Source organism: Rhodococcus oxybenzonivorans (assembly GCF_003130705.1).
Lineage (GTDB): Bacteria > Actinomycetota > Actinomycetes > Mycobacteriales > Mycobacteriaceae > Rhodococcus_F > Rhodococcus_F oxybenzonivorans.
Genome location: NZ_CP021354.1, coordinates 1,152,579 through 1,178,043, shown reverse-complemented (window position 1 = coordinate 1,178,043; position 25,465 = coordinate 1,152,579). Strand labels below are relative to the sequence as shown.

Sequence of the window (25,465 nt, the reverse complement as noted above, 5' to 3'; positions counted from 1 at the left end):
GTAGAACATAGTTCTCGCGTAAGGAATAGTGCTGTTCTCAAAATTGGGTAGCTGAGTACATGACTGCGCCGCCGTAGTGCGGAGACGAGTGGCACGCCAGCGCGGTGACGACTTTTTCCCGTTGTCGTTCGCCTGCCCGACCCGCCAGCTGGAGATAGCATTCGAGCATCTGGGGGATCCCGTGCATTCGACCGTTGCCCAGCGCACCGCCCCCGGACAGCGCCGGGATCGCCCCGGGGCGGTCGCTGTCGATCCCGCCGTCCACCACGAACCGGTGCGCATCGCCCGGCGCGCACAATCCGAGCGCCTCCAGCCAGAACCACACGAACGGCGAGAAGCCGTCGTACACCTGAGGGAGGTCGACCTCGCTCAGGTCGATTCCGGAGCTCGCTCGTAGCCGGCGCACCAGATCCTTTCCGCCGTCGAGGATGTCGTCCAAAGGCCAGTGCAGCGGAAGTCGCCTACGGGACGGTGTGCTGCTTGCGTAACCGGAAACGTAGACGGGGGCATGCGGTAGATCCCGCGCCCGTTCCGCAGTGGTGAGGAGGAACGCCCCGACGCCGTCGACGGGAAGGTCACAGTCGTAGCGGCAGACCGGGTCGAAAAGCTTCGGCGCCGCCAGATACTCGCTGCAATCGAGTGGCTTGCCGTGCCAGTGCGACCACGGGATGCGGGCGCCGTTCTTGCGGGCCTCGGCCACCACGGCGGCCATCGATTCCGGATGCGCGCCGTACCGCTGCAGGTACTCGTTGTACGGCAGGGCGATCATGGCCAGAGGCCCGAAGAATCCCTGCGGAGCCGTCCATTGTTGAAGTCCGTGAACTTCCTGCATCGGGTTGGCGTGGTAGCTGCCCGACGGATTGTGCAACGCACGGTGGAGGAGGACGTAGTCGGCTGCTCCGGCGGCCACAGCGTTGACCGCCATCGCCACCGACCCGGTGAGCTGGCCGATACCATCGAAACCTGCTACGTACCGCGGGTTGCCGCCCAAACGTTGTGCGAGCCAGGCGGAAGACACGACATCGACACCGTCCTCCGTGGCTCGCCCGCTCGAGCTCGGCAAGAGGCTGGAACTGACGTAACCGTCGATCTGATCGACGTCAAGCCCCGCGTCGTCGATCGCGGCGCGTGCCGTATCGAGCGCCAGCGCACCGAGCGTTCGAGGACTGCGGCGCCGAATATCGCTGTGCGCGTATCCGACGAGGGCAACCTTGTTGCGCGCGGCGAACCCGCCGCTCATGGGGCGAGCCCGAACGCCGGAATCGAGACACCGGGTGCCACGTCCTCGAACGAGGCGACGACGGGTAGCCCGATCCGAAGGTCGAGTTCGACGTCGTCGAGCAGCCGGCCGATCATCCGGAGCTCGGCCTGTTCGACGAGTTCGACGTCGACCAGCACAAACGGCAGCATGTCGTCGAAGCCTGGAAGAAAGGATTGCCGGGCTGTCGTCCAGGACCGCACGGTACCCCGCCCACTCGCCGGGACGAACTCGAATTCCGGGTTCGTGGAACCGCAGTGCGGGCACACACTGTCCGGAGGAAGCGCAAAGCTGCCGCAACGGCGACACCGCGCCAGAACGAGCACGTGCTCGGCCGCTGCGGCCCAGTAGGCCTCGGACGCAGCGTCCGGCACCGGCACCGGTCGTCGAGCGTTCACGGGATGACGCCCGCTTCTCCAAGGCCGGTGATCTGCTCCCAGTCGTATCCGAGTTCGAGCATCATCATCTCGGTGTGTTCACCGTGCTCAGGGGCGGGGAGCAGCTCCGGCGGACGCTGGCCGAGCTGAACGGGCACCGTGGGCAGTCTGTAGGTGTTCCCGTCACCGAGCACGACCTCGCCCACGTAACCGTTCGCGCGTACTTGGGGATCGTCGATGAGGTCATGGACGGATTGGACGGGAGCCCACGGCGCGTCGAGGTCGGCGAGGATGGCCTTCCACTCCTCGAGCGTGCGTTCGGCGAACACCTCGTCGAGGACCGCGACGCAGTCGGCACTGTTGGCGCGCCGAGCCGCCATGTCCGCGAAACGCGGATCATCGATCAGATCTTCCCGGCCGACAAGCCGGGCGAAATCCGGCCAGTAGCGGTCACCCTGAAGAAGCATGAGCTGAACGTGGCGGTGGTCCTTCGTCCGATATGACCCGGTCAGCGGATTGACCTGTGGACCTCGATCACTCACCTGCGTCACTTCTCCGCCGTTGAGAGCAGCCAGGACGTCCGAGGACAGCATCCACATCGCGGTGGCGAGGAGTGAGACGTCCACCACGGTGCCGACACCCGTCTTGTGTCGTTCGAGCAGTGCGGTGGCGACGCCGAAGGCCAAGGCCATGGCCGCGTTTCGGTCGCCCATCGCACCGCGCTGGCTGATGGGGTAGTTCCGCTCGCTCGGCGTCAGGGTGTGTCCGACTCCCCCACGCGCCCAGAAGGCCGAGCTGTCGTAGCCCGGCTTCTCGGCGTCCGGTCCACGCATACCGAAGCCGTGACCGCGTGCGTAGATCAACGTGGGATACCGTTCCCGCAGCGTGTCGGCGTCGAGCCCGAGCCGCGCGAGAGCCCCGGGTCGCAGGCTGGTGAGGAACACGTCCGCCGTGTCGAGCAGTTCGTGCAGGATGCGGGCCCCGTCGGGGTGACGCACGTCCACCGCGACCGATCGCTTTCCCCGATTCGCCAGTGTCACCGAGAGATTCGGGCCGGCCGCACCTGCTCCGATACCTTGAGTCGTCAGCGCACGGTAGGGGTCTCCGTCCAACGGCTCCACCCGGATGACGTCCGCTCCCCATTCCGCCAGAAGCGCGCCGGCCACGGGCACGAATACCCATTGGGCCAGTTCGATCACGCGTACTCCGTCGAAGGCCCGTGCCTGGTGTGATCCGTCATCGACCATCGGGGGCGCTCCCTTCATGTGTTGACGTCGTACTCGCACCCACAGCCGGCGACGTGAGCCATGCGCGGACCTGATGCTTCTGCACCTTCCCCGATGCGGTACGGGGATAGTCCTCGACGATGTGCAGTTCCGCGGGCCACTTCTGCCTGGCAGTGCCTGCCGCCTCGAAGTGCTTCCATACCTGGTCCAGGGTGGGCAGGTCCCGTCCTGGCCTGAGTCGGACCACGGCAGCGGCATGCTCGCCGAACCGTGCATCCGGCGCGGCGACGACGACTGCCTCCGCGATCATGGGCATCTCCAGCAGGACATCCTCTACCTCGGCGGCGCCGATGTTCTCGCCTCCGCGAATGATGATGTCGGACTTACGGTCCGTGATCGTGAGGTACCCCTCTTCGTCGATGACTCCGACGTCGCCGGTGCGGTACCAGCCGTCGTCGTCGAAGGCATCGGCCGTCAACGCGCCATCGGTGTACCCGAGGCAGAGATCGGGGCCGCGACTGAGAATCTCACCGTCGTCGCTCAGCCGGATCTCGACCCCGAGTCGCGGGCATCCGTCGGTGAGGAGCCGCTTGTCTTCGGCAGCGTCGTTTCGGGAGCCGGTGATGGAGGGATGCTCCGTACTCCCGTACGAACGTGTCACGATGATGCCCAGATCGGACAGGCGCCGGGTGACCGCGGACGGAACCGCGGATCCGCCGAGCCCGATGTACCCGAGATGCCGTAGGTGATTGTCCGTGAAGTCGGGATGATCGAGGAGACTGGTCACGAAGTACGGTGGCCCACCACCGATCACCACTCCGTGCGACTCGATCAGCGCGAGTACCCGACTGGGATTCCACTCGTCGCACATGTCCACGGGAGTGCCTTCGAGGAGTGGCACGAGGAACGCGCCCAGCATTCCGATGAAATGCCCGACCGGGAGTGCGGTGAGCTGCCGCCCACGATCCGACTCGTAATTCGCGAGCAGTTGCCTCGTTTCGAATGCGAGCGTCTGGTGCGTGTGGATGACACCCTTCGGCTCGCGAGTGGTCCCCGAGGTGTAGGCAATCACGGCCGGATTCCGCGGGTCCACATCGAGCAGACCGGTCATCGGTTCCGGGGCTAGAAGATCGTCGAAATCGACACCGACCACCCCGACGATCTCGACGTGCTCACTGATGACGGGATCATAGGTCATCCGGCCGAAGCGTTCGGCCGTGATGAACACCCGCGGTTGCGCGCCGGCCAGGATGAACGACAGTTCCTTGGGACCGTAGAAATGCACGATCGGCACGACGACGGCGCCGAGAATGGACGAGGCCCAGAAGGTCGCCGCAGCTTCCATCCAATTGGGCAACTGGAACGCGATGACGTCACCCGGACCGACTCCGCGTGCGCGCAACCCTCCTGCAAGTCTTCGGGCTACCAGCTCGACATCGGAAAAAGTCCCGGAGTAGGGATGGGTCACCGAGTGGACTCGGAACTCCAGGTCGGGATGCTCGCACAATCCCTTACTCAGAATTGCGCCGAGCGATTCCTGTGTCCACCAGCCCTTCTCCTCGTAGTGACGACGCAGTGCGTCCGGCACCGTCCGCAATGTTCGAACGTGGATACTTGTAGTCAATGGTCTCACAACACCTTCCAGATCTGAGAGTGACGGAGGCCGACATCACTCCGACGGATAACTCGCCGTCCGCAGAGCGTCCGCCGAATCGGCGAGGCGCTGTATCGCATCCATTAACTGCTGGAGCGCGTACGCCGGGTTGAATTCGAGGTGCGTGGTCGGTTCCGTGTATTTGAGAATGTGGCCCGCCGGGAAGAAGTAGACCTCACCGACGGTCACGACCTCATCCTCCCAACCGGTATTCGGGTAGCAGGCAGTGATCGCCCCGGCGAGGACGTAACCATAGTGGGGGCACATGCAGACTCCCCCCGGAAGTCCACCGGCACGGTACATTTCGGTGCAGTCACGCGGTCCGGCCGTGGTGGTGTAGCCAACCTCGAGGTCCCCCCACTGCACCGAGCGGAAGTGGTTCAAGGCGGCCGGCCAACGGCCGCCCCCGCCGTTGGGGAGATCGGTGGGATTTGCGTGGGGCATAGCGCGCTCCATTCCGATTCGATCGATACTCGCTCAGTCACACGGCATCGAACATCATTGAGCTACAGGGCGTCGTGGTCGGCGACCGCGGTCCCAAGGCGGTGCAACAAGATTTCGATCAAATGTGGTGCAACCTTGGCGGTGATACCCCAGAGAAAGAAGCCGCGCACAATGCCCCGGCTCAGCGCCCGCCACGCCGCGTCCCGCGACGGTAGCGCGATACCGTGCGACGCCAGGCAGTCGAGATAGTGCCAGAGGAGGTCCTTCTCGCTTCGTCGACGATCGTCGACGGTGAGCGCGGTGGCAATATGCGTGCCCACGTCGAGATACCACATGCCGCGTTGCACGAGCTGCCAGTCGACGAGACTCGGCGCGCCCATCGGATCCAGGAAGAGGTTTCCGACGTGAGCGTCGCCGTGAATGACACACCAATCCGAGGACGCGTGCTCGGATTGCAGGGTGCCGACCAGCGCGCTGTATGCCTCGGTGAGCCGGCGAGCGTCGCGAACTTCTGCGGGGACGCGTAGACCGTTGGGCCCGTTCAAATTCTCGTCGATTCGCGCCGTGATCGTGTCGGCTCCCCAGGCCCGGAGCGCACCGTCCAGTTTAGGTTTCAGCCAGGTGGTTTCTGCCCATTGCGCCCTGCCCCAGGTTGTGGCGTGGAGCCTGGCGAACTGGCTGAGACTCTCCGCAGCCTGGTCCGGCGTGAAATGACTGTCCGCATCGAGAAAGACCCCACCCTCGGCGACGACGTCCTCGGTGATCACCACGCCGTGATGGGTGGCGGGGTCGAAGTCCGCGTAGACCCCCCGAAGCGTCCGCACGCCACTGCCGGCAGCGAGATCGCGGTAGAAGCACGCCTCGCGTTCCCCCACCGACCGCGCTTCGCGCCCCTGGTCGTTGAAATATCCTTTGACGCACAGGCTGGACGACAGACCATCCGGCGTGTCCCGCTCACACACGATCGTGAAGCGCGCGTTGGTGGACACGCGGTCCACGACTGGGCCCGGGATCACCTCCCGCACCTCGATTCCCGCGTACCGGGGTTCGAGTGCCGCCGTCAGCCATTGCGGAGACAGTGCCTCTTCCAGAGTGTCCGGGACAGCGATGGTCATGACAGATCCCATCGTCGAGGGCCCTCCGCAGGCATGGAAACCTCGCCGAGATTCGGATCCACACCTTCATATGCAGTGCATACGGTAGAACGTCGTTTCACCATGGGGAGAATGTAATACTGTTCACACAAGAACTCCATAGTTAATTTTCGATTTCGAGGAAGAACCTCTGCGTTACCAACAAGGTCGATGTATCGCCTTCCTGGTCCAGCCGCGGGAAGTGGCAGTATTGGAGGCGGCTCTACCGACGATTTCGGGCTTCGTTCCGGAGGGACGCCATGGCTGACCTGGACCCGCTGGCAACTCAGCGCGCCGTGACTTCTTCACTCACGGCGGAGCTGGAGGCGGCGGGGTTCGAGGACGCCGTCGAGATCGGTCGCGGTGGTTTCGGCGTCGTCTATCGCTGTCGGCAGCCCGCGTTGGATCGGTCAGTGGCTGTCAAGGTCCTCACCGCCGACCTGGACGACGAGAACCGGGAACGGTTTCTCCGCGAACAGCGTGCAATGGGACGGCTGACGGGGCACCCCAACATCGTCAACGTGCTGGGGGTCGGTACGACCAGCAGCGGTCGCCCCTACCTCGTCATGCCCTATTACGCGCAGGACTCCCTGGACGCGATGATCCGCAGGCAGGGACCACTCTCGTTGGAGCAGGTTTTGAGGCTCGGAGTGAAGGTGGCCGCCTCGCTGGAGACTGCGCATCGAATCGGCATCGTGCACCGCGACGTCAAACCCACGAATATCCTCCTCACCGACTACGGTGAGCCGGCTTTGACCGACTTCGGCATCGCGCACATCACCGGGGGTTTCGAAACTGCTACCGGCGTCGTCACCGGTTCCCCTGCGTTCACCGCTCCCGAGGTACTCGCCGGCCGGTCTCCGAGCCCCGCGGCGGACATCTACAGCCTCGGCGCTACATTGTTCTGCGCCGCCACCGGCCACGCTGCCGTCGAGAGACGCCGTGGTGAGCAGGTGGTTGCCCAGTTCATCCGACTCAGGAGCGAACCCATCCCGAACTTGCGAGAGCAGGGACTCCCCGGCGATGTCAGCGCTGCGATCGAACAAGCGATGTCGGCGGTTTCACATCGCCCGTCCGCCGCGGGGCTCGGCGAACAGCTGCAGGAGGCCCAGTCCCGTCATGGATTCCAGGTCGACGACATGGCGTTACAATCGCGAACCGGAGAGCGGCCGGGACTGTATGCGAGCTCGCGCAGTGCACGACCTTCCGCAATGAATCGTGAGGATGACCGCTTGGGAAATCTTCCTGCGGAGTTGACCAGTTTCGTCGGCCGCCGGCGCGAACTCGTAGAGACGAAAACCTTGTTGTCACAGTCGCGACTGGTCACTCTCACCGGGATCGGGGGCGCGGGGAAGACTCGCCTGGCCCTTCGAGTGGCAGCGCAGGCACGGCGTGAATTCCCCGATGGGGTGTGGCTGGTCGAACTCGGCGAATTGCGTGACGGATCACTGCTGATCGATGTGGTGTCGGGGGCGCTGGGTTTGCGGGATCAGTCGGCGCGGCGGGTACAAGACGTGCTTGTGGACTTTCTGGGTTCGAAGCAGTTGCTGATGGTGTTGGACAACTGCGAGCAGGTCGTGGACGCGGTTGCAAAGATGGCGGAGACTCTCCTGCGCACCTGTCCCAAGCTGCAGATCCTCGCTACGAGTCGCGAGGCTCTTGCTGTCGGCGGGGAATCAGTGCTACGGGTGCCTCCGCTCCCCGTCCCGGATACCGATCGGTCCACTTCCCGGGAAGGTTTGTCGAACTCCGAGGCAGTGACATTGTTCGTCGAGCGAGCGAGAACCGCCGTTCCGGGGTTCACACTCACCGAGGAGAATCAGGCGGCGGTGGCTGGAATCTGTCGACGACTCGACGGCTTGCCCCTGCCCATCGAGTTGGCGGCGGCGAGGTTGCGGATGATGTCAGCCGAGCAGATTCTCCAGCGGCTTTCCGATCGCTACGCTCTTCTGACCGGCGGTGCCAGGAGTGCATCGACGCGACAACAGACTTTGCGGCTCTGCGTCGACTGGAGTTACGACCTGTGCACTCCTCTCGAGAAGGTTGGATGGGCTCGACTCTCCGTGTTCGCCGGCAGCTTCGAATTGGATGCTGCAGAGGCCATCTGCGGGTACGACCTCACCTCGCCCAGCCTGCTCGATGTCGTGACCTCGTTGCTCGACAAATCGATCCTGATCCGGGAAGGATCAGCCGATGGGGTGCGATTCCGACTACTCGAGACGCTTCGCAGTTATGGCCGGGAGAAGGCCCAAGCGAGCGGACACTACGACGATCTGAGGACACGTCACCGGAATTGGTATCAGCAGTTGGTAATTGATGCTGCGGACGACTGGATCAGTCCTCGCCAACTCGAGTGGATCGATCGACTCGAACGAGAGAAGTCCAATCTGCGAGAAGCGATGCAGTTCTGCGCGTCCGCGGACCCCGCAACAGGTCTGCGGATCGCGGACGCTCTCCTAGATTTCTGGAACACGCGATCCATGTTCAGGGAAGGGCGGTACTGGCTCGATCGCCTTCTCGAAGGCGCCGACAAGCAGCCCACTCCGGAACGGGTCAAGGCGTTGTACGCCAACAGCTTGTTGGCGGAAACGCAGGGCGATGTCATGAGGGCGAACGAACTGGTCGAAGAAGCACGCCGGCTCGGCAACCAGGGTACGGACCCGAGGATGAGTTCCTATGTCACGTTCGCGGACGGCCTGAATGCCATGTTCAATGGTGATATTGCCCGGGCCTGCTCACTCCTGGAAGTCTCGGTAACGGACTTCGCCGAACAAAAAGACCTCACTGTTCAGATCAAGGCCATGACGCTACTGGGTCTTGCATACGAATCGCGAGGTGATATCGAGAAGGCGATCTCGTGCTTCGAGGGAGTCCTGGCGATCACCCGGTCACGCGGGGAATCGGTTCACCAGGCGTACGCCCTCTGGTCCCTCGGTGTCGCGTTGTGGCGGCAGGGCGATCTCCACCGGTCAGCGATGCAGTTGCAGCAGGCCCTACGCTTGGCTCAGCTAGCGAACAACCAGGTCAGTGCGGGCGCTTGCCTGGAAACGCTCGCCTGGATCGCAAGTGGGGAGGAGGACTTCCACCGTGCTGCAGTGCTTATGGGCGCGACAGAGACGCTCAGTCGGGCAGTGGGAGGTTCCTCGGTCTACCTACCCAAACTCCTCGAGTACCACAATGACTGCGAACAGAACACGCGACGGGCGCTCGGTACGAAGGCATTCGACGCCGCGCGAGAGGAGGGTAATGCGCTGCTTTTCGACGACGCGATCGACTACGCCCTGGGAACTGTCCGATCCGGACGAGCCGACCCGTCTCGAACGACGTCCGGTCTGACCAAGCGTGAACAACAGGTCGCCGAACTAGTGACGCGAGGATTGACCAACAAAGAGATTGCGGCGGAGCTCGTCATCTCCCCGCGGACGGCTCGAGGCCACGTAGAGCACATCCTCGCCAAACTCGGATTCACCTCGAGGGCGCAGATCGCAGCCTGGACCGTCGACCGGTCACGCTCGAGCTGGCGGGGATGAAGCCGTTGTTGCACTCGCTGGTGTCGATTCCGATCAGTCCAACGAGACCGCAAAGCGACCGAGTCGGCTTCGCCTTCTGATCGGACACCAAGCTCCAGCTCGAGGTCGACCGAGCGCTGTTCTCGATTCCGATATTGGCATTCTTGTCTAGCGAGAATATCATGTTCACAGCTGGCAGACGCCGGCCGGAGCGAGTCCCGACGCCGCGGTGCCGACCTCGGCGCGGCTCCGTCCACGGGTATTGGAGCTCTCACATGCGGCACGTCCCCCCCGAACTGATCACGCGCTACGAAGAGGAAGGATGGTGGACGCGCGACACGATCGGAGACCTGCTCACGCGCGGTCTCGACGCGGCCCCGGACGTCGAGTTCCGGATTCACTCGACCGTTCGTCCGTGGTCGGGAACCTTCGGTGACGTCGAGCGTGTTGCCCGTCGGCTGGCGGGCGGATTGCGTTCTCGGGGAGTCGGTCCCGGAGACGTGGTCGCCTTCCAGTTGCCCAACTGGATGGAAGCGGCCGCCGTGTTCTGGGCGTCAGCCTTTCTGGGCGCCACCGTGGTCCCGATCGTCCACTTCTACGGGCGCAAGGAACTCGGATACATCCTCAGCGAGACCAAGCCGCACGTCTTCGTGACCGCCGAACGATTCGGGCGGACCGAGTACCACGCCGATCTGTGCTCGGACGTGCCCGTCGTGGGTGTCGTGGGCCGCGACTTCGACGACCTGCTCGATGAGCACCCGATGCCGGGTACCGTCGAAGCCGATCCGGCGGGTCCGGCGCTGATTGCCTTCACCTCCGGCACCACGAGGGCCCCCAAAGGTGTCATTCACAGTCATCAGACACTGGGTCACGAGACGCGACAGCTCGCGGGCCTCTACCCGCCGGACCGGGGCAAACAGCTCACTGCCGCTCCCGTCGGCCACTTCATCGGCATGGTGAATGCCTTCCTGATCCCCGTTCTGGACGGCACGGCGATAAATCTCACCGACACGTGGGATCCGGCTCAGGCGCTGGCGCTGATGGAGAGCGACGGGCTCACCGTCGGCGGCGGGGCCACCTACTTCGCCACCAGCCTCCTCGACCATCCTGATTTTTCGCCCCGGCATTTGCCGCACATGAAGTACGCGGGCCTCGGCGGGTCTTCGGTCCCCTCGGCGGTGACCACTCGGCTGGCAGAGCTGGGCATTACCGTGTTCCGCTCGTACGGCAGCACCGAACATCCGTCGATCACGGGCTCGCGGTACACCGCACCCGAGGACAAACGGCTGTTCACGGACGGGGACGCCCTGCCCGGAGTGGAGGTCCGGTTGGCGGCCGACGGTGAGATCCTCAGTCGTGGCCCCGATCTCTGCGTCGGCTATACCGATCTCACCTTGACCGAGGCAGCGTTCGATTCGGACGGCTGGTACCACACCGGGGACATCGGCACGATAGACGAAGACGGTTACCTGACGATCACCGATCGCAAGGCGGACATCATCATTCGCGGCGGCGAGAACATCAGCGCCCTCGAAGTCGAGGAAGTTCTACTCGCCATGCCCGAGGTCGCGGAGGCGGCAGTAGTTTCGGCGCCCGACGCCCGCCTCGGGGAGCGGGCGGCCGCCGTACTGCGCCTGCGGCCCGGACACGCCATGCCCTCGATGGACGCCGTCCGCGCTCACTTCGAGCGGGCTGAGATCGCGCGGCAGAAGTGGCCGGAGGAACTGCACCGAGTCGACGACTTTCCACGGACCGCCAGCGGCAAGATCCAGAAGTTTCTGGTGCGTCAGGACATTGCGGCACTCGGCAGAAGAGAATAGTATTCTCGTAAATCGATAAGGAGGATCTCATGCCAGTGAACGACTTGCCGTATCCGCTGTTCGACGCGGACAACCACCTGTACGAGACCGAGGAGGCCCTCACCAAGTTCCTTCCCGAGAAGTACAAGGATGCGATCAAGTATGTGCAGGTCGACGGCCGCACCAAGATCGCTATTCGCGGCCAGATCAGCGATTACATCCCCAATCCCACCTTCGACGTGGTCGCTCGGCCCGGCTCGATGGAGGACTATTTCAAGAACGGCAACCCCGAGGGCAAGAGCCGGCGCGAGATCTTCGGCAAATCGATGAAGTCGATCCCGGCCTTTCGTGAGCCGGCCGCTCGCCTCGAGCTGCTCGACGAGCTGGGCGTGCAGCGGACACTGATGTTCCCGACCCTGGCCAGCCTCGTCGAGGAGCGCATGCGTGACGATCCGGACCTGATCCATGTTGTCGTCCACGCGCTCAACGAGTGGCTCTACGAGACATGGAATTTCAACTACCAGGACCGCATCTTCACCACACCCGTGATCACGCTGCCGAACGTCGACAAGGCGATCGAGGAGCTGGAGTGGGTGGTCGAGCGAGGCGCCAGGGCGATTCTCATCCGCCCCGCACCGGTCCCCGGCTACAAGGGTTCCCGCTCGTTCGCCCTCCCTGAATTCGACCCCTTCTGGAAGCGTGTCGTCGAACTCGACATCCTGGTGGCGATGCATTCCTCAGACAGCGGCTACGCCCGGCACGACGCAGAGTGGGAGGGCAGTGACGGCGAAATGCTGCCGTTCCAGACGAACACGTTCCGGATGGTCAACGAATGGCGGCCCGTGCAAGACACGGTGGCCTCGTGGGTCTGCCACGGCGCGCTGTTCCGCTTCCCCGATATCAAGCTCGCTGTCATCGAGAACGGCTCGAGTTGGCTGAAGCCCCTGCTCGACGTCCTGGCCGACACGTACAAGAAGGCCCCCGAGGGCTTCGGTATGCAAGATCCGGTGGAGGCGATCAAGCGCAGCATCCATGTCAGCCCCTTCTATGAGGAGGGCGTGACCGACCTGATCGAACTGATCGGTGTCGACCAGGTGTTGTTCGGGTCCGACTACCCGCACCCGGAAGGTCTGGCACAACCGCGGCACTTCGCCGACATGCTCGGACACCTGGAAGAGAAGGACCAGGCCAAGATCATGGGTGGCAACCTCGCGAGGTTGATGAATCTATGACGTGGGAGACCATCCCCCAGATGGTCCTGAGCGCGGGCGACCGCTTCGGCACTGCCGAAGCGGTCGTCGACGGGCCGCTTCGGATCACCTTCGCCGAACTCGCCGGCCGAGTTCGGCGAGCCGCAGGGGCATTCGCGTCGGCCGGCATCGACAAGGGTGACCGGGTGGCCCTCTGGGCACCGAACTCGGCCGAATGGATCGTCGCCGCGTTCGGTCTGCTGACCGCCGGCGGCGTGCTCGTTCCGGTGAACACCCGGTACAAGCAGGACGAGGCCGAAGACATCATCCGGCGCAGCGGCGCGAAACTTCTGCTGGTCGAGCAGGGTTTCCTCGGTGTCCAGTACTCGGGACCCGATGGTGTGCCCGTGATCGATCTCAAATCGGGCTTTCTCTCGGACGGCCAGCCCTTCGAGTGTGCGGTCAGCGGCGAAGACATCGCCGACATCATGTACACGTCCGGTACGACGGGCCGCCCGAAGGGCGTCATGATGAACCACCGCCAGACGCTCCGCCTCTTCTCGGAGTGGTGCGATCTGGCGGATCTGCGGGAAGGTGACCGCTATCTGATCGTCAATCCGTTCTTCCACATGTTCGGTTACAAGGCAGGTGTGATCGCCTCCCTTATTCGGGGCGCCACCATCCTGCCCGTGCCCGTGCTCGACGTCGATCGGGTACTCGAACTGGTGGAGAAGGAGAAGGTGACCACGCTGCCCGGTCCGCCGACTCTCTATCAGTCGCTTCTGGCAGCGCAGGGGAACTGGGATCTTTCGTCCTTGCGTGCAGCGGTGACCGGTTCAGCGGACATCCCGGTCGAACTCATCCGGCGAATTCACGACGAACTGCCGTTCGAGACCATCATGACCGGGTACGGCCTCAGCGAGGGTGGGACGGCAACCGCCTCGCGGCCCGGCGACACCTTCGAAGAAATTGCGACGACCGTCGGCACACCCTGCGAGGGAGTCGAATTGCGGATCGCAGCCGACAACGAAGTTCTGATCCGGGGTTACACCGTCATGCAGGGTTACCTCGATGATCCGGCCGCGACCGCGGAAGCCATCGATGCCGACGGTTGGTTGCACACCGGGGATCTGGGGACCCTCGACGACCGGGGCCGGTTGCGCATCATCGGCCGCAAGAAGGACATGTACATCGTCGGCGGTTTCAATGCCTACCCCGCCGAGATAGAGGGATTCCTGCTCGAGCATCCCGCAGTCGACCAAGTAGCGGTGATCGGCGTTCCCGACGAGCGGCTCGGCCAGGTAGGGAAGGCGTTCGTGGTCGCGAAGAACCCTGTCACCGCGGAGGAGCTGATCGCCTGGAGCCGTGAGCGAATGGCGGGGTTCAAGGTGCCGCGGACCGTGAGATTCGTCGACTCTCTCCCGTTGAACGCCACCGGCAAGGTCATGAAGGAGCACTTGAAAGATCTGGTGGGGTAACACCCTCCCGAACCACGCCGGCCGCGCGAAGACTGGGCCCGGCGTAGACGCACAGAACTCACCCTTCGACGTAGGAGGTTCGTAATGGACACCGACAGCGCGATGATCGATTTCGCCGTCAAGTGGCGACATTGGGACGGCGGACCCGACGAGGACATCTTCGTCGAGTTCGGTATTCCCGCATACCAGTTCTTCTTCCGACTGCGCCGGCTCCTGTCTACTCACCGATGGCATCAGCTGACGCCCCACCTCATCACGCAACTGACTGATATCTGTGAGCGCAGATTGCATGTGCCCCAGACCCGAGCGGGATGATGTGGGCGACGCACGAAAGGGTCATACATGAGAGACTTCACCAACTTCGACATGCTCCGCGCGGCCGCCGGAACCGAGATCGGCACCAGTGACTGGATCACCGTCGACCAGGAACGTATCGACCGCTTCGCGGCCGCCACCGATGATGATCAATGGATCCACGTCGACACCGAGCGCGCCGCGAGCGGTCCTTACGGCTGCACCATCGCACACGGATTTCTGACACTCTCTCTGCTTGCTCCGATCATCCAGCAGGTCATGACGGTCAGTGGCGCCCGTATGGCGCTCAATTACGGGCTCGGCAAGACACGGTTCATCACTCCAGTGCCCGTCGGTAGCCGAGTTCGCGGTACCGTCGTGCTCACCTCCGTAACCGACATCCCCGGCGGTGTGCAGGTCGCACGAACCGTCACGATCACCACCGAGGGTGCGCAGCGCCCAGCCTGCGTCGCGGACAGTCTTGCGCGATACCTGGTGTGATGCACCAGAAGGGGTCGGCCCATTCCACGTCGATCTCGGTCAGCAGGTGCTCGACGTGCCCCTGAGCGGTGCGTGGCGAAATCACAAGGCTGGCAGCGATGGCCCTATGGTAAGCCCCTCCGCGACGAGTGCGGCGAGTGCGGCGACCTGACGTTCTCGCTTCGTCAATGTGAGTGATCTTGCGGTCGAAGGCTGCGCCTTATCGTTATCCACAGCTTGTGCGCGGAGCGCGTACGCGAATGAAGCTACCCATCGACCGCGCCAACTCCTCGGCCGCGCCCATCAGTACTGCGGCTCTCTTCACGTCCGATCCAGTTTCCGCGGCCCAGGCAGAAACCTCGAGACACGATGCGGTAGTAAAAGATTCGCTCCTCTTTCGGGTCAGTTGTAAAGACTGCTCGAGTAGCTCTGCCGCGCGACTGGGATTTCCCTGCCGCCCAGATGGCAACGGCCATAGCCCTCAGAGCGTACGACCGATACAGCACTTCGCCGCGGGTTTCGGTGACCGCGAGTATCTGCTGACACCATTCGATCTCTCGCTGCCGAGGTGTCCATACGTCCTCCCCCAGTAACTGCAGCGTAGCGAGGCAGGCCCCGCAGCGACGGTTCCTGATCCAGCTTCGGCGCAGCCAGCGGCGGTACCCGCAATGCGGCATTGCCACCGATCCCGAGAGGCTCGCGGCTTGTCGCGAAAATCCGTAGATGCGGACAGTCTTCAACAGCGTCTCCGCCGACTCCGCACTCGTGTCCAGCACTTGCTCACAATTATCGAGAATTAGCAGCAGCTCCCGCGTCGCAGGAACTCGACCAACCCATCACCCAACAACTCCACCAGCCACACCCCGTCGCGGTACGCACGTTGGCGCTCTCTCGCCCACGCGCCGCGCCAAACGGGCCTTGCCAACACCGCCTACCCCGGTCAAGGGTTGCGAGATGTGACACCGAGAGGATGTGCTTCACGTCGCCGGTTTCAGTACGGCGACTGACGAAACTGGATAGTTCGCGCGGAAGATTTCGCCTCGTACCCCGCGTAGCGTTCGCGGACGACGAGTAGTGCACTAGGTCAGCTTCCTCCACGGAGTCGAGACCGGAGCTGACGGTGTCCTCTCCGGCAGTATGGCCGGCGTGGCGGGCAGCGCCATTTCGTCAATCGCGCAGCCGTTCTTGCGCTTCCCGAAATCTGCAAGCGCCGGCTCACCGTCCCGACCGGACGCTGTAGACCGTGCCCGACAGCGTCCCCTGAGATGTTGCACGGCAGGTGCCGGAGGCAGGTCACCTCATGCGAAAGCTACTTCGTCGGTGCTTGCGGGTAACGGATAATGGCAGGCGACGAACTGGCCGGGGCGCACTTCCCGTACCTCGGGCTCCTCGGTGGAGCACTTTTGTTGAGCTTGTGGACAACGGGTACGGAACCGGCAACCCGTCGGCGGCGCAAGCGGGGAGGGCACATCACCTTCCAACGCCGGACCGGCGAACCCCTTCTCAGGGTCGGTCAGTGGCACGGAGTCGAGGAGAGCGCGGGTGTAGGGATGGGCGGGATCGTCGTAGATTTCGATCGAGTCACCGAACTCGCACACCTTACCGAGGTACATGACCATCACATTGTCGCTGACGGTCCGCACGACACCGAGGTCATGGGCGATGAAGACGACCGTCAGATCGAACTCGGCCTTCAGTTCCTCGATCAGGTTGAGAATCTGGGCTTGGACCGACACGTCGAGCGCGGAGACCGGTTCATCACAAATCAGGAGTCGGGGGCCGAGGGCCAACGCCCGGGCGATGGCAACCCGCTGTGCCTGTCCACCCGACAGCTGACGGGGCAGCATGTCGGCGAACCGATTTCCGGCCAGGCCGACCTGTTCGAGGACGGCAGCGGAGGTGGTGGCACGCTCGGACGATGGTGCACCGGCCACTGCCAATCCCTCGACCACGATGTCCTTGACGGATCGGCGCGGATTGAGCGAGCCAACCGGATCCTGGAAAATCATCTGCATGTCGCGTCGCAGCGCGCGCATGCGTTTCTCGTCCACTTCTTCGATCCAATCGTCACCGAAGCGGATGCGTCCCGCAGTGAGGCGGTCGAGCCGCAGCACGGCCCGCCCCGTAGTGGACTTGCCGCATCCGGACTCTCCGACGATGCCGAGGGTTTCTCCGGGCAGCACGTCGAAACTGATCTTCGACACTGCCTGCACGGTGCCCGCACCTGTCGGGTACTCCACGACGAGATCCTGCACACTGAGCAGTGCCTGCTCGCCGCGGAGGTGAGCGCTACCGCTACCAGCCATGATTTCCACCTCCGGAAGGTACGGATGCCGCGGAGGCAACCGGGTGCACACAGAACACGTGATGGTCCACACCCACGGACTGCCGCTCCGGACCGGAGCTTCGACATTCCTCATCGGCATGTTCGCAGCGGGGTGCGAATCGGCAACCCTCCGGGGGTTGGGTGGGATCTGGAAGTGAACCCGCGATCAGTCGCAGCGGCGCATGCCGTTCGTGGTCGATGGTGGGGGTCGCGCCCAGCAACGCTTCCGTGTAGCGATGCCTCGGGTCCTCGAATATCTCGCGGGTAGAGCCGATCTCGGCGAGCCGACCTGCATACATTACCGAGACGCGGTCGGTGCGGCCCGCAACCACGGCGAGATCGTGGCTGATGAGCATCATCGCCATGCCACGTTCGCGCTGAATCCGGCGGAGCAGATCGAGGATCTGCCGCTGGATCGTGACATCCAGCGCCGTGGTCGGCTCGTCGGCGATCAGAAGGTCCGGTTCGCACGCCAAGGCGATGGCGATCATCACCCGCTGACGCATGCCACCGGACATTTCGTGCGGGTAGTTGCGGAGCCGTCGTTCCGGGTCGGGCACCCCGACCTCCCGCAAGAGATCGAGGGCCCGTCCGTGTGCCTCGGATCGGGTGATGCCCAGGTGCCGGCGCATCCCTTCGGTGAGTTGCCGTTCCACTCGCACTACCGGGTTCAGGGATCGGCCGGGGTCTTGGAAGACCATGGCAATCTGCTTACCCCAAATGTCGAGACTCTCCTTCTTGCTCAGAGCCAGCAGATCTCGGCCCTGGAAGGTCACCTCACCCGAGCGGGCCGAGCGCGGAGGCATCAGGCCCATCACGGCCCGGGCCAAGACGGACTTACCGGAGCCGGACTCACCGACGATCCCCAGTGCCTGTCCCGCGTCCACCGTGAACGACACGTCGTCCACTGCCCGCACGGTCCCACGAGGCGTGCCGATATAGGCACGCAAATTCTTCACTTCGAGCAACGACTGAGTATTCATGACGAGTCCGGCTCCATCCCTTCGGTTGTCAGCTGTTTCCCTCTGCTGCCGACTACTTTGTGGTCCACAGCTCTTCGGGTAGCGGCGAACCCAGGGTGTACAGGTCGATACCGTTCAGAGATTTACTCGCGGTGACAGAAGGCACCGCCCGGACGTACCAGAGGCCTGGATTCAGTTCGACCAATCGCCTCTGCACCGTCTCGTATGCCACCTTGCGCTCCTCCACCGATTCGGCGTTGCGACCGGCGTCCAGCGCTGCGCTGAGTTCGGGGTCATTGATGCCGACGAAATTGCCCGGAGAAGCACCGTGGAAAGCGGTCCATAATCCGAAGTCGGGATCCTGGACCACAGCAGACGAAATGATCATGTCGAAATCCCGCGCGCCGGCCCGGGCCGTCGCGACCGCGAAGTCCACTACCTCGACCTTGGCTTCGACGTTGTCGAAGGCACTCAGCTGAGCCTGCAAACCTTCGGCGAGCGTCTTGCTCTCCGTGGTCGGGTAGGAGAGGAAGGTGAACGAGACCGGCTTGCCCTCGGCTGCCAGTGCATCGAACAATTTCTGCGCCTCCTCACTGTTCGGCGTAGGCAGCGGGATATCGGCGTAGTACGGCGAGGATTCCTCGAACAGCGTCTTGGGAACGACGCCCTCGCCGTTGTAGACGATCGTGTTGATCGCATCCAAGTCCACTGCCAGCCCGATCGCCCGGCGCGCCCGCTCGTCATCGAATGGCGCACGGCGGAAATTCATCGCTACGAACTGACCACCACCTGTCGGTACGACCTCCGTGGGATAACCAGCGGCTTCTACCTTGTTCAGGCTCGCCCAGTTCGTCTCCGACGACAGATCCGCACCACCGGTCATGATGGTGTTGACCCGCTGATTACTGTCACTCACCGTCTTGATCGTCAGACCTTCGAGATAGGGCTTGGGTGCATCCCAGTAACCGGGGTTCTTCTGCAGTTCGATCTTGTCCTGCCGGACCCATTCCACCAGGGTGAACGGTCCCGCGCCCACAGGGTTCGCATCGAAAGCCGCTTGCCCCTTTTGCAGAGCCGACGGTGATGCGATCCAATTCAATGCACCGGCGACCAAGGACTGGCCGAAATGCGGATTCGGCGCGACCATGGTTACCTTCAGCGTGGTGGGGTCGATGACCTCCGACGACGCGATTTGGACTGCCTGACGGATGGTCGTCGATCCCAGGGCGGGGTCGCGCAACCGGTCCCAGTTGAACTTGACCGCAGCCGAGTCGAGCGGGGTCCCGTCGGTGAACTTCAGTCCGGGCTGCAGCGTGAGCGTGAACGTGGCTCCGCCGTCAGTGGTGGAGAATCCGGTCGCCATCTTGTATTCGAGATCGAAGTTCTCGAGATTGTTGATCATCAACGTTCCGTAGAGAGCGTTGCCGAGCACGGGCTGGTGGGCCCAGGTATTGGACAGGCTGGCGGGGTCGAGGTTCCGCGGCTCGCCGGTTTGCAGGACGCGAGCCACACCACCGGCGACGGGTTCACCACCCTCGGACTGGCCGCCGGCGGCAGAACCCGTGCCACCGCAGGCGCTGAAGAGCAGTGCTCCGGCGCATGCCGCGACCATCGCGGTCAGAATACGTCTGGATCGAAACATCATGGACCTCTCGGGAAGGTGGAAGCTGGTAATGCAGATATGGTGTGGCGAAGGACCTCGCCGGTTCAGTCGTGCATGGTCCGGTCGAACTTGGTGCGGAGATGATCGCCGACCTGGTTTAGGGCAAAAACGGTGAAAAAGATGACCAATGCGGGGACGAACACAAGGTGTGGTGACGTGGCGATCGCGTCCTTGCCGTCGTTGATCATTCCTCCCCAGCTCGGTTGCGGCGGAGGAATTCCCAGACCGAGAAAACTCAACGATCCCTCCGCCACGATCAACGCCGCCATCACGATCGGCAGATACGCCGCCAACGGAGCCAACAGGTTCGGCAGGATTTCCCGAAAAAGTATCCGAAAATTACCCGCGCCGATATTGCGGGCCGCCCTGATGAATTCCCGCGACGACCACGACATCGTGTTGGCCCGCGACAACCGAATGAAAGCAGGGATCACCAACAACGTGAGCCCCAGCAATATCGTCGGCACGCTGGGTTCGAGGATCGACGCCAATGCCAGCAGGAGGATCAAGGGCGGGAACGCCAGCATCGCATCGGCCACCAGCGACACGCCGGCATCGAGACGCTTACCGAAGTAGCCAGCGAACAGTCCGATCAATGACCCGATCACAAACCCCACCAATCCGGCTACCGTACCCACCACGAGCGAGACGCGGGCTCCGTAGATGATGCGTGACAACATCGACCGACCCAACGTGTCCGTGCCCAGCAACAGTTCGAGTGAGCCGAATTGCGGTCCCAGTCGCGGTGCCGCCACCGGAGTGGCGAACGGAGCCAACGGCAGTACGCCGGCCAGCAGCGCCGCCGCTATCAACACCACCAGCCACAGCACCGACAGATACACCAGCAACGACCGGCGCTTGCGAACTACCGGAACCGCCGGCAACTCCACCGCCGGACCTGGATCCGTACGTACTGTCTGATTTACCGCCACATCGGTCATGCTCCGGCCACCTTTCGCACCCGCGGGTCGATCACTGAGTAGCTCAGATCGACGACCGTGTTTATCCCCACGTAGACCACCGCGATGAACACGACGATGCCCTGCACCATGATCACGTCACGGGAGGTGATCGACGATGCCACCAGCTGCCCCAAACCCGGTAGTCCGAACAATGTCTCGACGATGACCGTCCCTCCGATCAACCGCCCCAGATTGATCCCCGCCACGGTGATCAGTGAGAACGAGGAGGGCCGCAGCGCATGCCGGAACATCACGTATCCGCGAGGCATTCCCTTCGCCCGCGCCGAGGCGATGAAGTCTTCCCGCAACGTCCCGATCAGGTCGGTACGCAGCAACCGGTGAAACGATGCGATCTCCGTCAACGCGATGGCGATCGCGGGTAACATCGCGCTCTGCAGATTCGGCCCCAGCCCGTCACTGATCTGCGACCACCCCATCACCGGGAACCACTGGAACTGAATCGCGAAGAAGTAGATCAGCACCGGGCCCGCGATAAATGCGGGCACCGACAAGAACACCGCTGACACTGCGTTCGTGCCCCGATCGAGCGCACTGCCCGGCCGCGACGCCGACAGAACACCCATGATGAGGGCCACCGTCAACGCGATGGTCAAGCCCATCGCCGCGAGCTGCAACGTTACCGGCAACCGCTCCACGATCGCCTCTCGCACCGACTGCCCGGTCAACGGTGATGCTCCCAAGTCACCCCGCACCGCGTCGGAAAGCCAGGACACATACTGTGACCACAGCGGGACATCCAGACCGAGCTCGGCATTCATCGCCGCCACCGCCTCGGGTGTCGCATTCTCGCCCAGAATCACCTCCGCCACCGACCCCGGCGCCAAACCGAGGAGCGCCACCACGGCAAATGTCACCAGTAGCACCACCGACACGCTGCGGCCGATCCGCTTCGTAACCGTGAGAACCATGGAACTCACCTTTCGGACAGGGAAGGGAGGGCGTTCTCGTCCAGCGTTACCGCGCTGAGCTTTTCGAGATAGCGCACTACTTCCGTTTGGTCGGCTGCCGGATCGAGATCCTCGACCGCTTCTCCCCACACACGCCCCAGAGCGTCACCGAGGACCGTGGAGGCATCGAGCTGCCGCGCCAGATCGAGGGCAATTCCGATGTCCTTGCGCATCAACCGGGCGCTGAACCCCGACGCGAAGTTTCGGGAGAGGACGAAGTTTTCGTACTTGGTCTCCGTTGCCTGATTTCGACCGCTGCCGGCGTTGATCACGGACAGCAGTGTCGCGGGATCGATGCCGAACTTCCGTCCCACGAGAAGTGCCTCTCCGGCGGCCACCAAACCGTTGGCGGCGAGGAGGTTGTTGAGCGCCTTCGCAGCGTGCCCCGATCCGACCGGCCCGACACGGATGATCTGTCGACCCGTCGATTCGAGCAACGGCAGTACGGTGTCGATCGCCGACTGGTCGCCTCCGACCATCACAGCGAGATCCGCGTTTCTCGCGCGCACTACCCCACCGCTGACCGGGGCGTCCACGACATCAATTCCTCGGACTGCCGCGGCCTTCTCGATCGCCTGGGTGCGGGCGGGAACGCTCGATCCCATGTCGACGAGGATGCTCCCCGGCTTCAGGCAGGAAAGCAGGCCCCCGTCAGCGAGTACGACCTGGTCGACGATGTCGCTGTTGGGCAGGACGAGGACGACTATGTCGCAGTCCGCCAGCTCGGCGGTGGTCGCTGTACTAGTAGCGGTGGGATTGTCGTCGATGAATCGTCGACGGACCTCCCGGTCGGCATCGTGCACGACGATCGGCTGTCCGGCGCTGACGAAATTGCGTGCGATCGGACTGCCCATGGCCCCGAGCCCGACGAAGCCCACCTTGCTGTGTGGCAGCGGAATCTTCGGAGCGTCCACCTCGTCTTCGGCGTTCAAGGGGTCTTCGGCGTTCAGGGGACCGAGATGGGCGTCCAACGCTTCCTGGACGACGCGCATCGCTGCGACTCCCGCCGGTACACCGGCATACGCGGTTCCGTGAATCACGGCTTCCGTGATCTCCTCGCGTGTCAACCCGTTACGGATGCCGGCGCGCACATGAACGGCGAGCTCTCGCGGCTGGTTGAGCGCGACCAGCATTCCGAGAGTGATCAGACTTCGGCTGCGACGGTCGAGACCGGAACGGGTCCACACAGAGCCCCACACGGTTTCGCTGACATATTCCTGCAATGGTGCTCCGTCGGAACCCGCATTCCGGGTGATCGCAGCGTTGACGTAGTCATCTCCGAGCACCTCCCTGCGAACGGCGAGGCCCGCGTCGAAGAGGGTGCGGTGGGCGTCCTCTATCGAGCTGGTATCTGACAGCGTTTCTGTCATCGGTTGGTTCCTCCGGGACCCTCGAGAATGGTGACGGCCGATACCGCCGTCGGACCGCCGACGTTGTGTGCCAATCCGATCCGTGCTCCGTCGACCTGGTTGACCGAGCTGCCACGCAGCTGTTCGAACAACTCCACACACTGTGCGACACCGGTTGCGCCCGGCGGATGTCCCTTGGCGATCAGCCCGCCACTGGGGTTCACCGGTAGTGATCCGCCGACGCTGGTGACGCCCGCCTCGAGGAGTTTGAAACCTTCGAACCGGTCCGCGAATCCGAGGTCCTCGTAGCTGATGAGTTCGATGCCCGTGAAGAAGTCGTGCACCTCCGCGACGTCGACGTCTGATGGAGACAGTCCCGCCATCGCGAAAGCCTGCTTCGCGGCCCGTACCGTCGACGGAAACGAAGTCATGTCCCGCTTGTGTTGCGCCATCACGGAATCGAGGCCGGAGCCGACGCCGCGAACCCATACCGGGCGATCGGTGAACCGGTCGACCACGTCTTCGGATACGAGAACGAGTGCCGCAGCTCCATCGCTTTGCGGGGCGCAATCATAGAGCCCGAAGGGCGTCACCACCGTCGGCGCGTTCAAAGCCTCCTCCACGGTGATCTCGAAGCGCTGCCGTGCCTTGGGGTTATTGATGGCATGGTGGTGGTTCTTCACCGCCACCATCGCCATGTGCTCACGGGTGGCGGGTGACTCGTGCAGATACCGGCGAACGTGGAGCGCGAATCCTGCCGGTGCGACGAGGCCCAGTGGGTAGTCCCAGGCCATGTCGCGCGTCATCGCCTCCCACTCCCAGAGCATGTCCTTCGACGCGGTTTCGCGGAGCTTGTCTGCGCCCATGACGAGTGCCACGTCGAACGCTCCCGAGCCTATCCCGAACAAGGCGTTCCGGATGGCGTCATGACCTGTGGCACAGGAATTCTCGACCCGTGTCACCGGAATGTCGGAGATGTCGAGCGTGTCGGCGAGAATTCCGGACGGAAATCCGTCCGTGGTGCCCATCGAGCCGAACCACGCGGCCTGCAGATCGGACTTGTCCAGCCCTTTGTCGATGCTGCCGGCGCATTCCGCGAACGCCATCGGCAAGAGATCCTTGATTCCCAGAGTGAAGTGTTCGGCGAACGGTGTCATACCGGCGCCGACGATCGCAACGTTTCTCATGCTGCCGCCTCCAGGGCGCGATCGGATGTGGGATCGGGTTCGAATGCATAGCCGTAGTCCGGAACCCCGGACCGCACGGCAACCCGGCGCAGCACCATGCGACCGCGATCGCCGATGTCGACGGTGCCGGGCTCGATACCGGTTACCTTCGCCAACGCGCGAACGCCCACGTCGTCGAGTTCGACGATCACCAGCGAGTACGGGGTCCGGAGGCCGGGTACCGGTACGTGCACGGTCACCTCGGTATAGACGGTTCCAGTGCGGGGCAGGGGCACGAAGGAGTAGTCGGTCCTGAGCGTTCCATCACGGTCGACGCGGTATCGGGGCGGAAAGTCCAACTCGTCGCTGTCGGAGTATTTTCCGGCTTCCCAGCGGACTTTCGCCTCAAATGCCCTCTCGTAGGCGGCGAGGGAAATCGGGATGTCCGCACTGGGGATGTACGCACACTCCGGCTTGGCACGCGCTCGCGGTTCCCTGCGGTTGATGTGCGCCGCACCGTCGGCGACCGTGATGCCGGAGAGGCTGGCCTGCTCAACCCCCACGAGCGGGCCGGTAGACCCCGACTCCACCATCGCGGCGAGTGCGAACAGTCCGGAACTCGCTCCGGTTGTCGGTAATGGCAGTGGAGGGCCCGCGCACAGAGCCGCAGCCTGCTTCTCCTCTACACCTGCCACCGCGACCGGAGTGTCCACCCACGCCGCTGCCAGTGAAGCCAGGAAGCCGCGCTCCTTCAGTAGGCGCGGGTCACCGTAGTCGTGTACCAGACCGTTCGCGGTGCGGGTGCGGACCGGCAGGCTGCGGGCGATACGCGCAGCGGTGCGAACCTGCAGTCCACGCTCCGCGGTCAGCGCCGCTGCCGCTCCTGCTGCATCGATGTCAACACCGATGACCAGCGTGCGCGGACGGGCCGAGCCCAGGGCATCGAGCGTCGCCGGTGCACCACCGAGCCGCTCCGTCACCTCGAGCTCAGGGTCGAGCCCCAGGCCGGCGAGCAGCACAGCAGCGTTGCTGCTTTCCATCAACGGCAGGTCGCGGCTGACGAGCACGACACACTCGACCGAGCCGCCGCTGTCGAGGGCGGCTCGACCAGCTTCGACAGCGAGGGTGATCGCATCCTCGTCGTCACCCGGCACACGGCGCCCGGGTGTTCCCCAGCACGGCAGGTACGTACCTATCGAAGTGATGTATGACATGTGAACTCCCAGC

Annotated in this window: 20 protein-coding genes and 2 pseudogenes; 6 read left to right on the top strand and 16 right to left on the bottom strand. The window is 63.6% G+C overall.

Features of this window, described 5'->3' with window-relative positions:
- Nucleotides 1-37: 37 nt before the first annotated feature.
- From CBI38_RS05630 to CBI38_RS05605, 6 genes are all read right to left on the bottom strand, one after another.
- Nucleotides 38-1,240 (bottom strand): thiolase family protein, encoded by a 1,203-nt coding sequence (locus CBI38_RS05630; protein ID WP_109327082.1) that lies wholly within the window; start codon nucleotides 1,238-1,240, stop codon nucleotides 38-40.
- Complete coding sequence (locus CBI38_RS05625) at nucleotides 1,237-1,656, bottom strand: Zn-ribbon domain-containing OB-fold protein (protein ID WP_109327081.1); 420 nt, start codon at nucleotides 1,654-1,656, stop codon at nucleotides 1,237-1,239. The genes CBI38_RS05630 and CBI38_RS05625 overlap by 4 nt, the downstream gene beginning before the upstream one ends.
- Complete coding sequence (locus tag CBI38_RS05620; RefSeq protein WP_109327079.1) at nucleotides 1,653-2,882, bottom strand: CaiB/BaiF CoA transferase family protein; 1,230 nt, start codon at nucleotides 2,880-2,882, stop codon at nucleotides 1,653-1,655. Before CBI38_RS05620 ends, CBI38_RS05625 begins: the two co-directional genes overlap by 4 nt.
- The gene (locus tag CBI38_RS05615) at nucleotides 2,872-4,458 is read right to left on the bottom strand and encodes an AMP-binding protein (RefSeq protein ID WP_109327075.1); all 1,587 of its coding nucleotides are present in this window, start codon (nucleotides 4,456-4,458) and stop codon (nucleotides 2,872-2,874) included. Before CBI38_RS05615 ends, CBI38_RS05620 begins: the two co-directional genes overlap by 11 nt.
- Nucleotides 4,459-4,530: 72 nt before the next feature.
- Nucleotides 4,531-4,959, bottom strand: coding sequence for a cupin domain-containing protein (locus CBI38_RS05610; RefSeq protein ID WP_230990091.1), 429 nt, complete (start codon nucleotides 4,957-4,959; stop codon nucleotides 4,531-4,533).
- 62 nt (nucleotides 4,960-5,021) lie between these two features.
- Nucleotides 5,022-6,074: a phosphotransferase gene (locus CBI38_RS05605; protein ID WP_109327071.1), complete on the bottom strand. Its 1,053-nt coding sequence runs from the start codon at nucleotides 6,072-6,074 to the stop codon at nucleotides 5,022-5,024.
- Nucleotides 6,075-6,352: 278 nt separating this feature from the next.
- Between CBI38_RS05605 and CBI38_RS05600 the strand changes: the two genes are divergently transcribed.
- The 6 genes from CBI38_RS05600 to CBI38_RS05575 all read left to right on the top strand — a co-directional run bounded on the left by CBI38_RS05600 (nucleotide 6,353) and on the right by CBI38_RS05575 (nucleotide 14,863).
- A complete protein-coding gene (locus tag CBI38_RS05600; RefSeq protein ID WP_109327070.1) occupies nucleotides 6,353-9,622 on the top strand; it encodes a protein kinase domain-containing protein in 3,270 nt (1,089 codons plus the stop codon).
- 254 nt (nucleotides 9,623-9,876) lie between these two features.
- Nucleotides 9,877-11,421 (top strand): AMP-binding protein, encoded by a 1,545-nt coding sequence (locus CBI38_RS05595; RefSeq protein ID WP_109327069.1) that lies wholly within the window; start codon nucleotides 9,877-9,879, stop codon nucleotides 11,419-11,421.
- 29 nt (nucleotides 11,422-11,450) lie between these two features.
- Complete coding sequence (locus CBI38_RS05590) at nucleotides 11,451-12,632, top strand: amidohydrolase family protein (protein ID WP_109327068.1); 1,182 nt, start codon at nucleotides 11,451-11,453, stop codon at nucleotides 12,630-12,632.
- Nucleotides 12,629-14,068: a FadD3 family acyl-CoA ligase gene (locus tag CBI38_RS05585; RefSeq protein ID WP_109327067.1), complete on the top strand. Its 1,440-nt coding sequence runs from the start codon at nucleotides 12,629-12,631 to the stop codon at nucleotides 14,066-14,068. The genes CBI38_RS05590 and CBI38_RS05585 overlap by 4 nt, the downstream gene beginning before the upstream one ends.
- Before the next feature lie 84 nt (nucleotides 14,069-14,152).
- Nucleotides 14,153-14,383 carry a DUF3263 domain-containing protein gene (locus CBI38_RS05580; RefSeq protein WP_109327066.1) on the top strand — a complete coding sequence of 77 codons (231 nt, stop codon included), beginning with the start codon at nucleotides 14,153-14,155 and terminating at the stop codon, nucleotides 14,381-14,383.
- A 27-nt stretch (nucleotides 14,384-14,410) separates the two neighbouring features.
- Nucleotides 14,411-14,863 carry a MaoC family dehydratase gene (locus CBI38_RS05575; protein WP_109327065.1) on the top strand — a complete coding sequence of 151 codons (453 nt, stop codon included), beginning with the start codon at nucleotides 14,411-14,413 and terminating at the stop codon, nucleotides 14,861-14,863.
- A gap of 567 nt (nucleotides 14,864-15,430) precedes the next feature.
- Here CBI38_RS05575 and CBI38_RS38830 read toward each other — a convergent pair.
- The 10 genes and pseudogenes from CBI38_RS38830 to CBI38_RS05530 form a co-directional block, all read right to left on the bottom strand.
- A pseudogene (locus CBI38_RS38830) lies at nucleotides 15,431-15,940 on the bottom strand (protein kinase domain-containing protein); the annotation flags it as partial.
- A 200-nt stretch (nucleotides 15,941-16,140) separates the two neighbouring features.
- Nucleotides 16,141-17,148: an ABC transporter ATP-binding protein gene (locus tag CBI38_RS05565; RefSeq protein WP_109327064.1), complete on the bottom strand. Its 1,008-nt coding sequence runs from the start codon at nucleotides 17,146-17,148 to the stop codon at nucleotides 16,141-16,143.
- Nucleotides 17,138-18,151 carry an ABC transporter ATP-binding protein gene (locus tag CBI38_RS05560; protein WP_109327056.1) on the bottom strand — a complete coding sequence of 338 codons (1,014 nt, stop codon included), beginning with the start codon at nucleotides 18,149-18,151 and terminating at the stop codon, nucleotides 17,138-17,140. Before CBI38_RS05560 ends, CBI38_RS05565 begins: the two co-directional genes overlap by 11 nt.
- Nucleotides 18,152-18,203: 52 nt before the next feature.
- Nucleotides 18,204-19,775 (bottom strand): ABC transporter substrate-binding protein, encoded by a 1,572-nt coding sequence (locus tag CBI38_RS05555; RefSeq protein ID WP_418328315.1) that lies wholly within the window; start codon nucleotides 19,773-19,775, stop codon nucleotides 18,204-18,206.
- Between the two features lie 62 nt (nucleotides 19,776-19,837).
- Nucleotides 19,838-20,734 carry an ABC transporter permease gene (locus CBI38_RS05550; protein WP_109327053.1) on the bottom strand — a complete coding sequence of 299 codons (897 nt, stop codon included), beginning with the start codon at nucleotides 20,732-20,734 and terminating at the stop codon, nucleotides 19,838-19,840.
- Complete coding sequence (locus tag CBI38_RS05545; protein WP_109334876.1) at nucleotides 20,731-21,684, bottom strand: ABC transporter permease; 954 nt, start codon at nucleotides 21,682-21,684, stop codon at nucleotides 20,731-20,733. Before CBI38_RS05545 ends, CBI38_RS05550 begins: the two co-directional genes overlap by 4 nt.
- A gap of 5 nt (nucleotides 21,685-21,689) precedes the next feature.
- Nucleotides 21,690-22,637, bottom strand: coding sequence for an NAD(P)-dependent oxidoreductase (locus tag CBI38_RS38825; protein ID WP_257792482.1), 948 nt, complete (start codon nucleotides 22,635-22,637; stop codon nucleotides 21,690-21,692).
- Between the two features lie 24 nt (nucleotides 22,638-22,661).
- Nucleotides 22,662-23,093: pseudogene (locus tag CBI38_RS38820) on the bottom strand (carboxymuconolactone decarboxylase family protein); the annotation flags it as partial.
- Entirely contained in the window at nucleotides 23,090-24,259 is a 1,170-nt protein-coding gene (locus CBI38_RS05535; RefSeq protein WP_109327051.1) for a thiolase C-terminal domain-containing protein, read from the bottom strand. The gene CBI38_RS05535 and the pseudogene CBI38_RS38820, both read right to left, overlap by 4 nt.
- A complete protein-coding gene (locus tag CBI38_RS05530) occupies nucleotides 24,256-25,452 on the bottom strand; it encodes an OB-fold domain-containing protein (protein ID WP_109327049.1) in 1,197 nt (398 codons plus the stop codon). The genes CBI38_RS05535 and CBI38_RS05530 overlap by 4 nt, the downstream gene beginning before the upstream one ends.
- Nucleotides 25,453-25,465 lie beyond the last annotated feature (13 nt).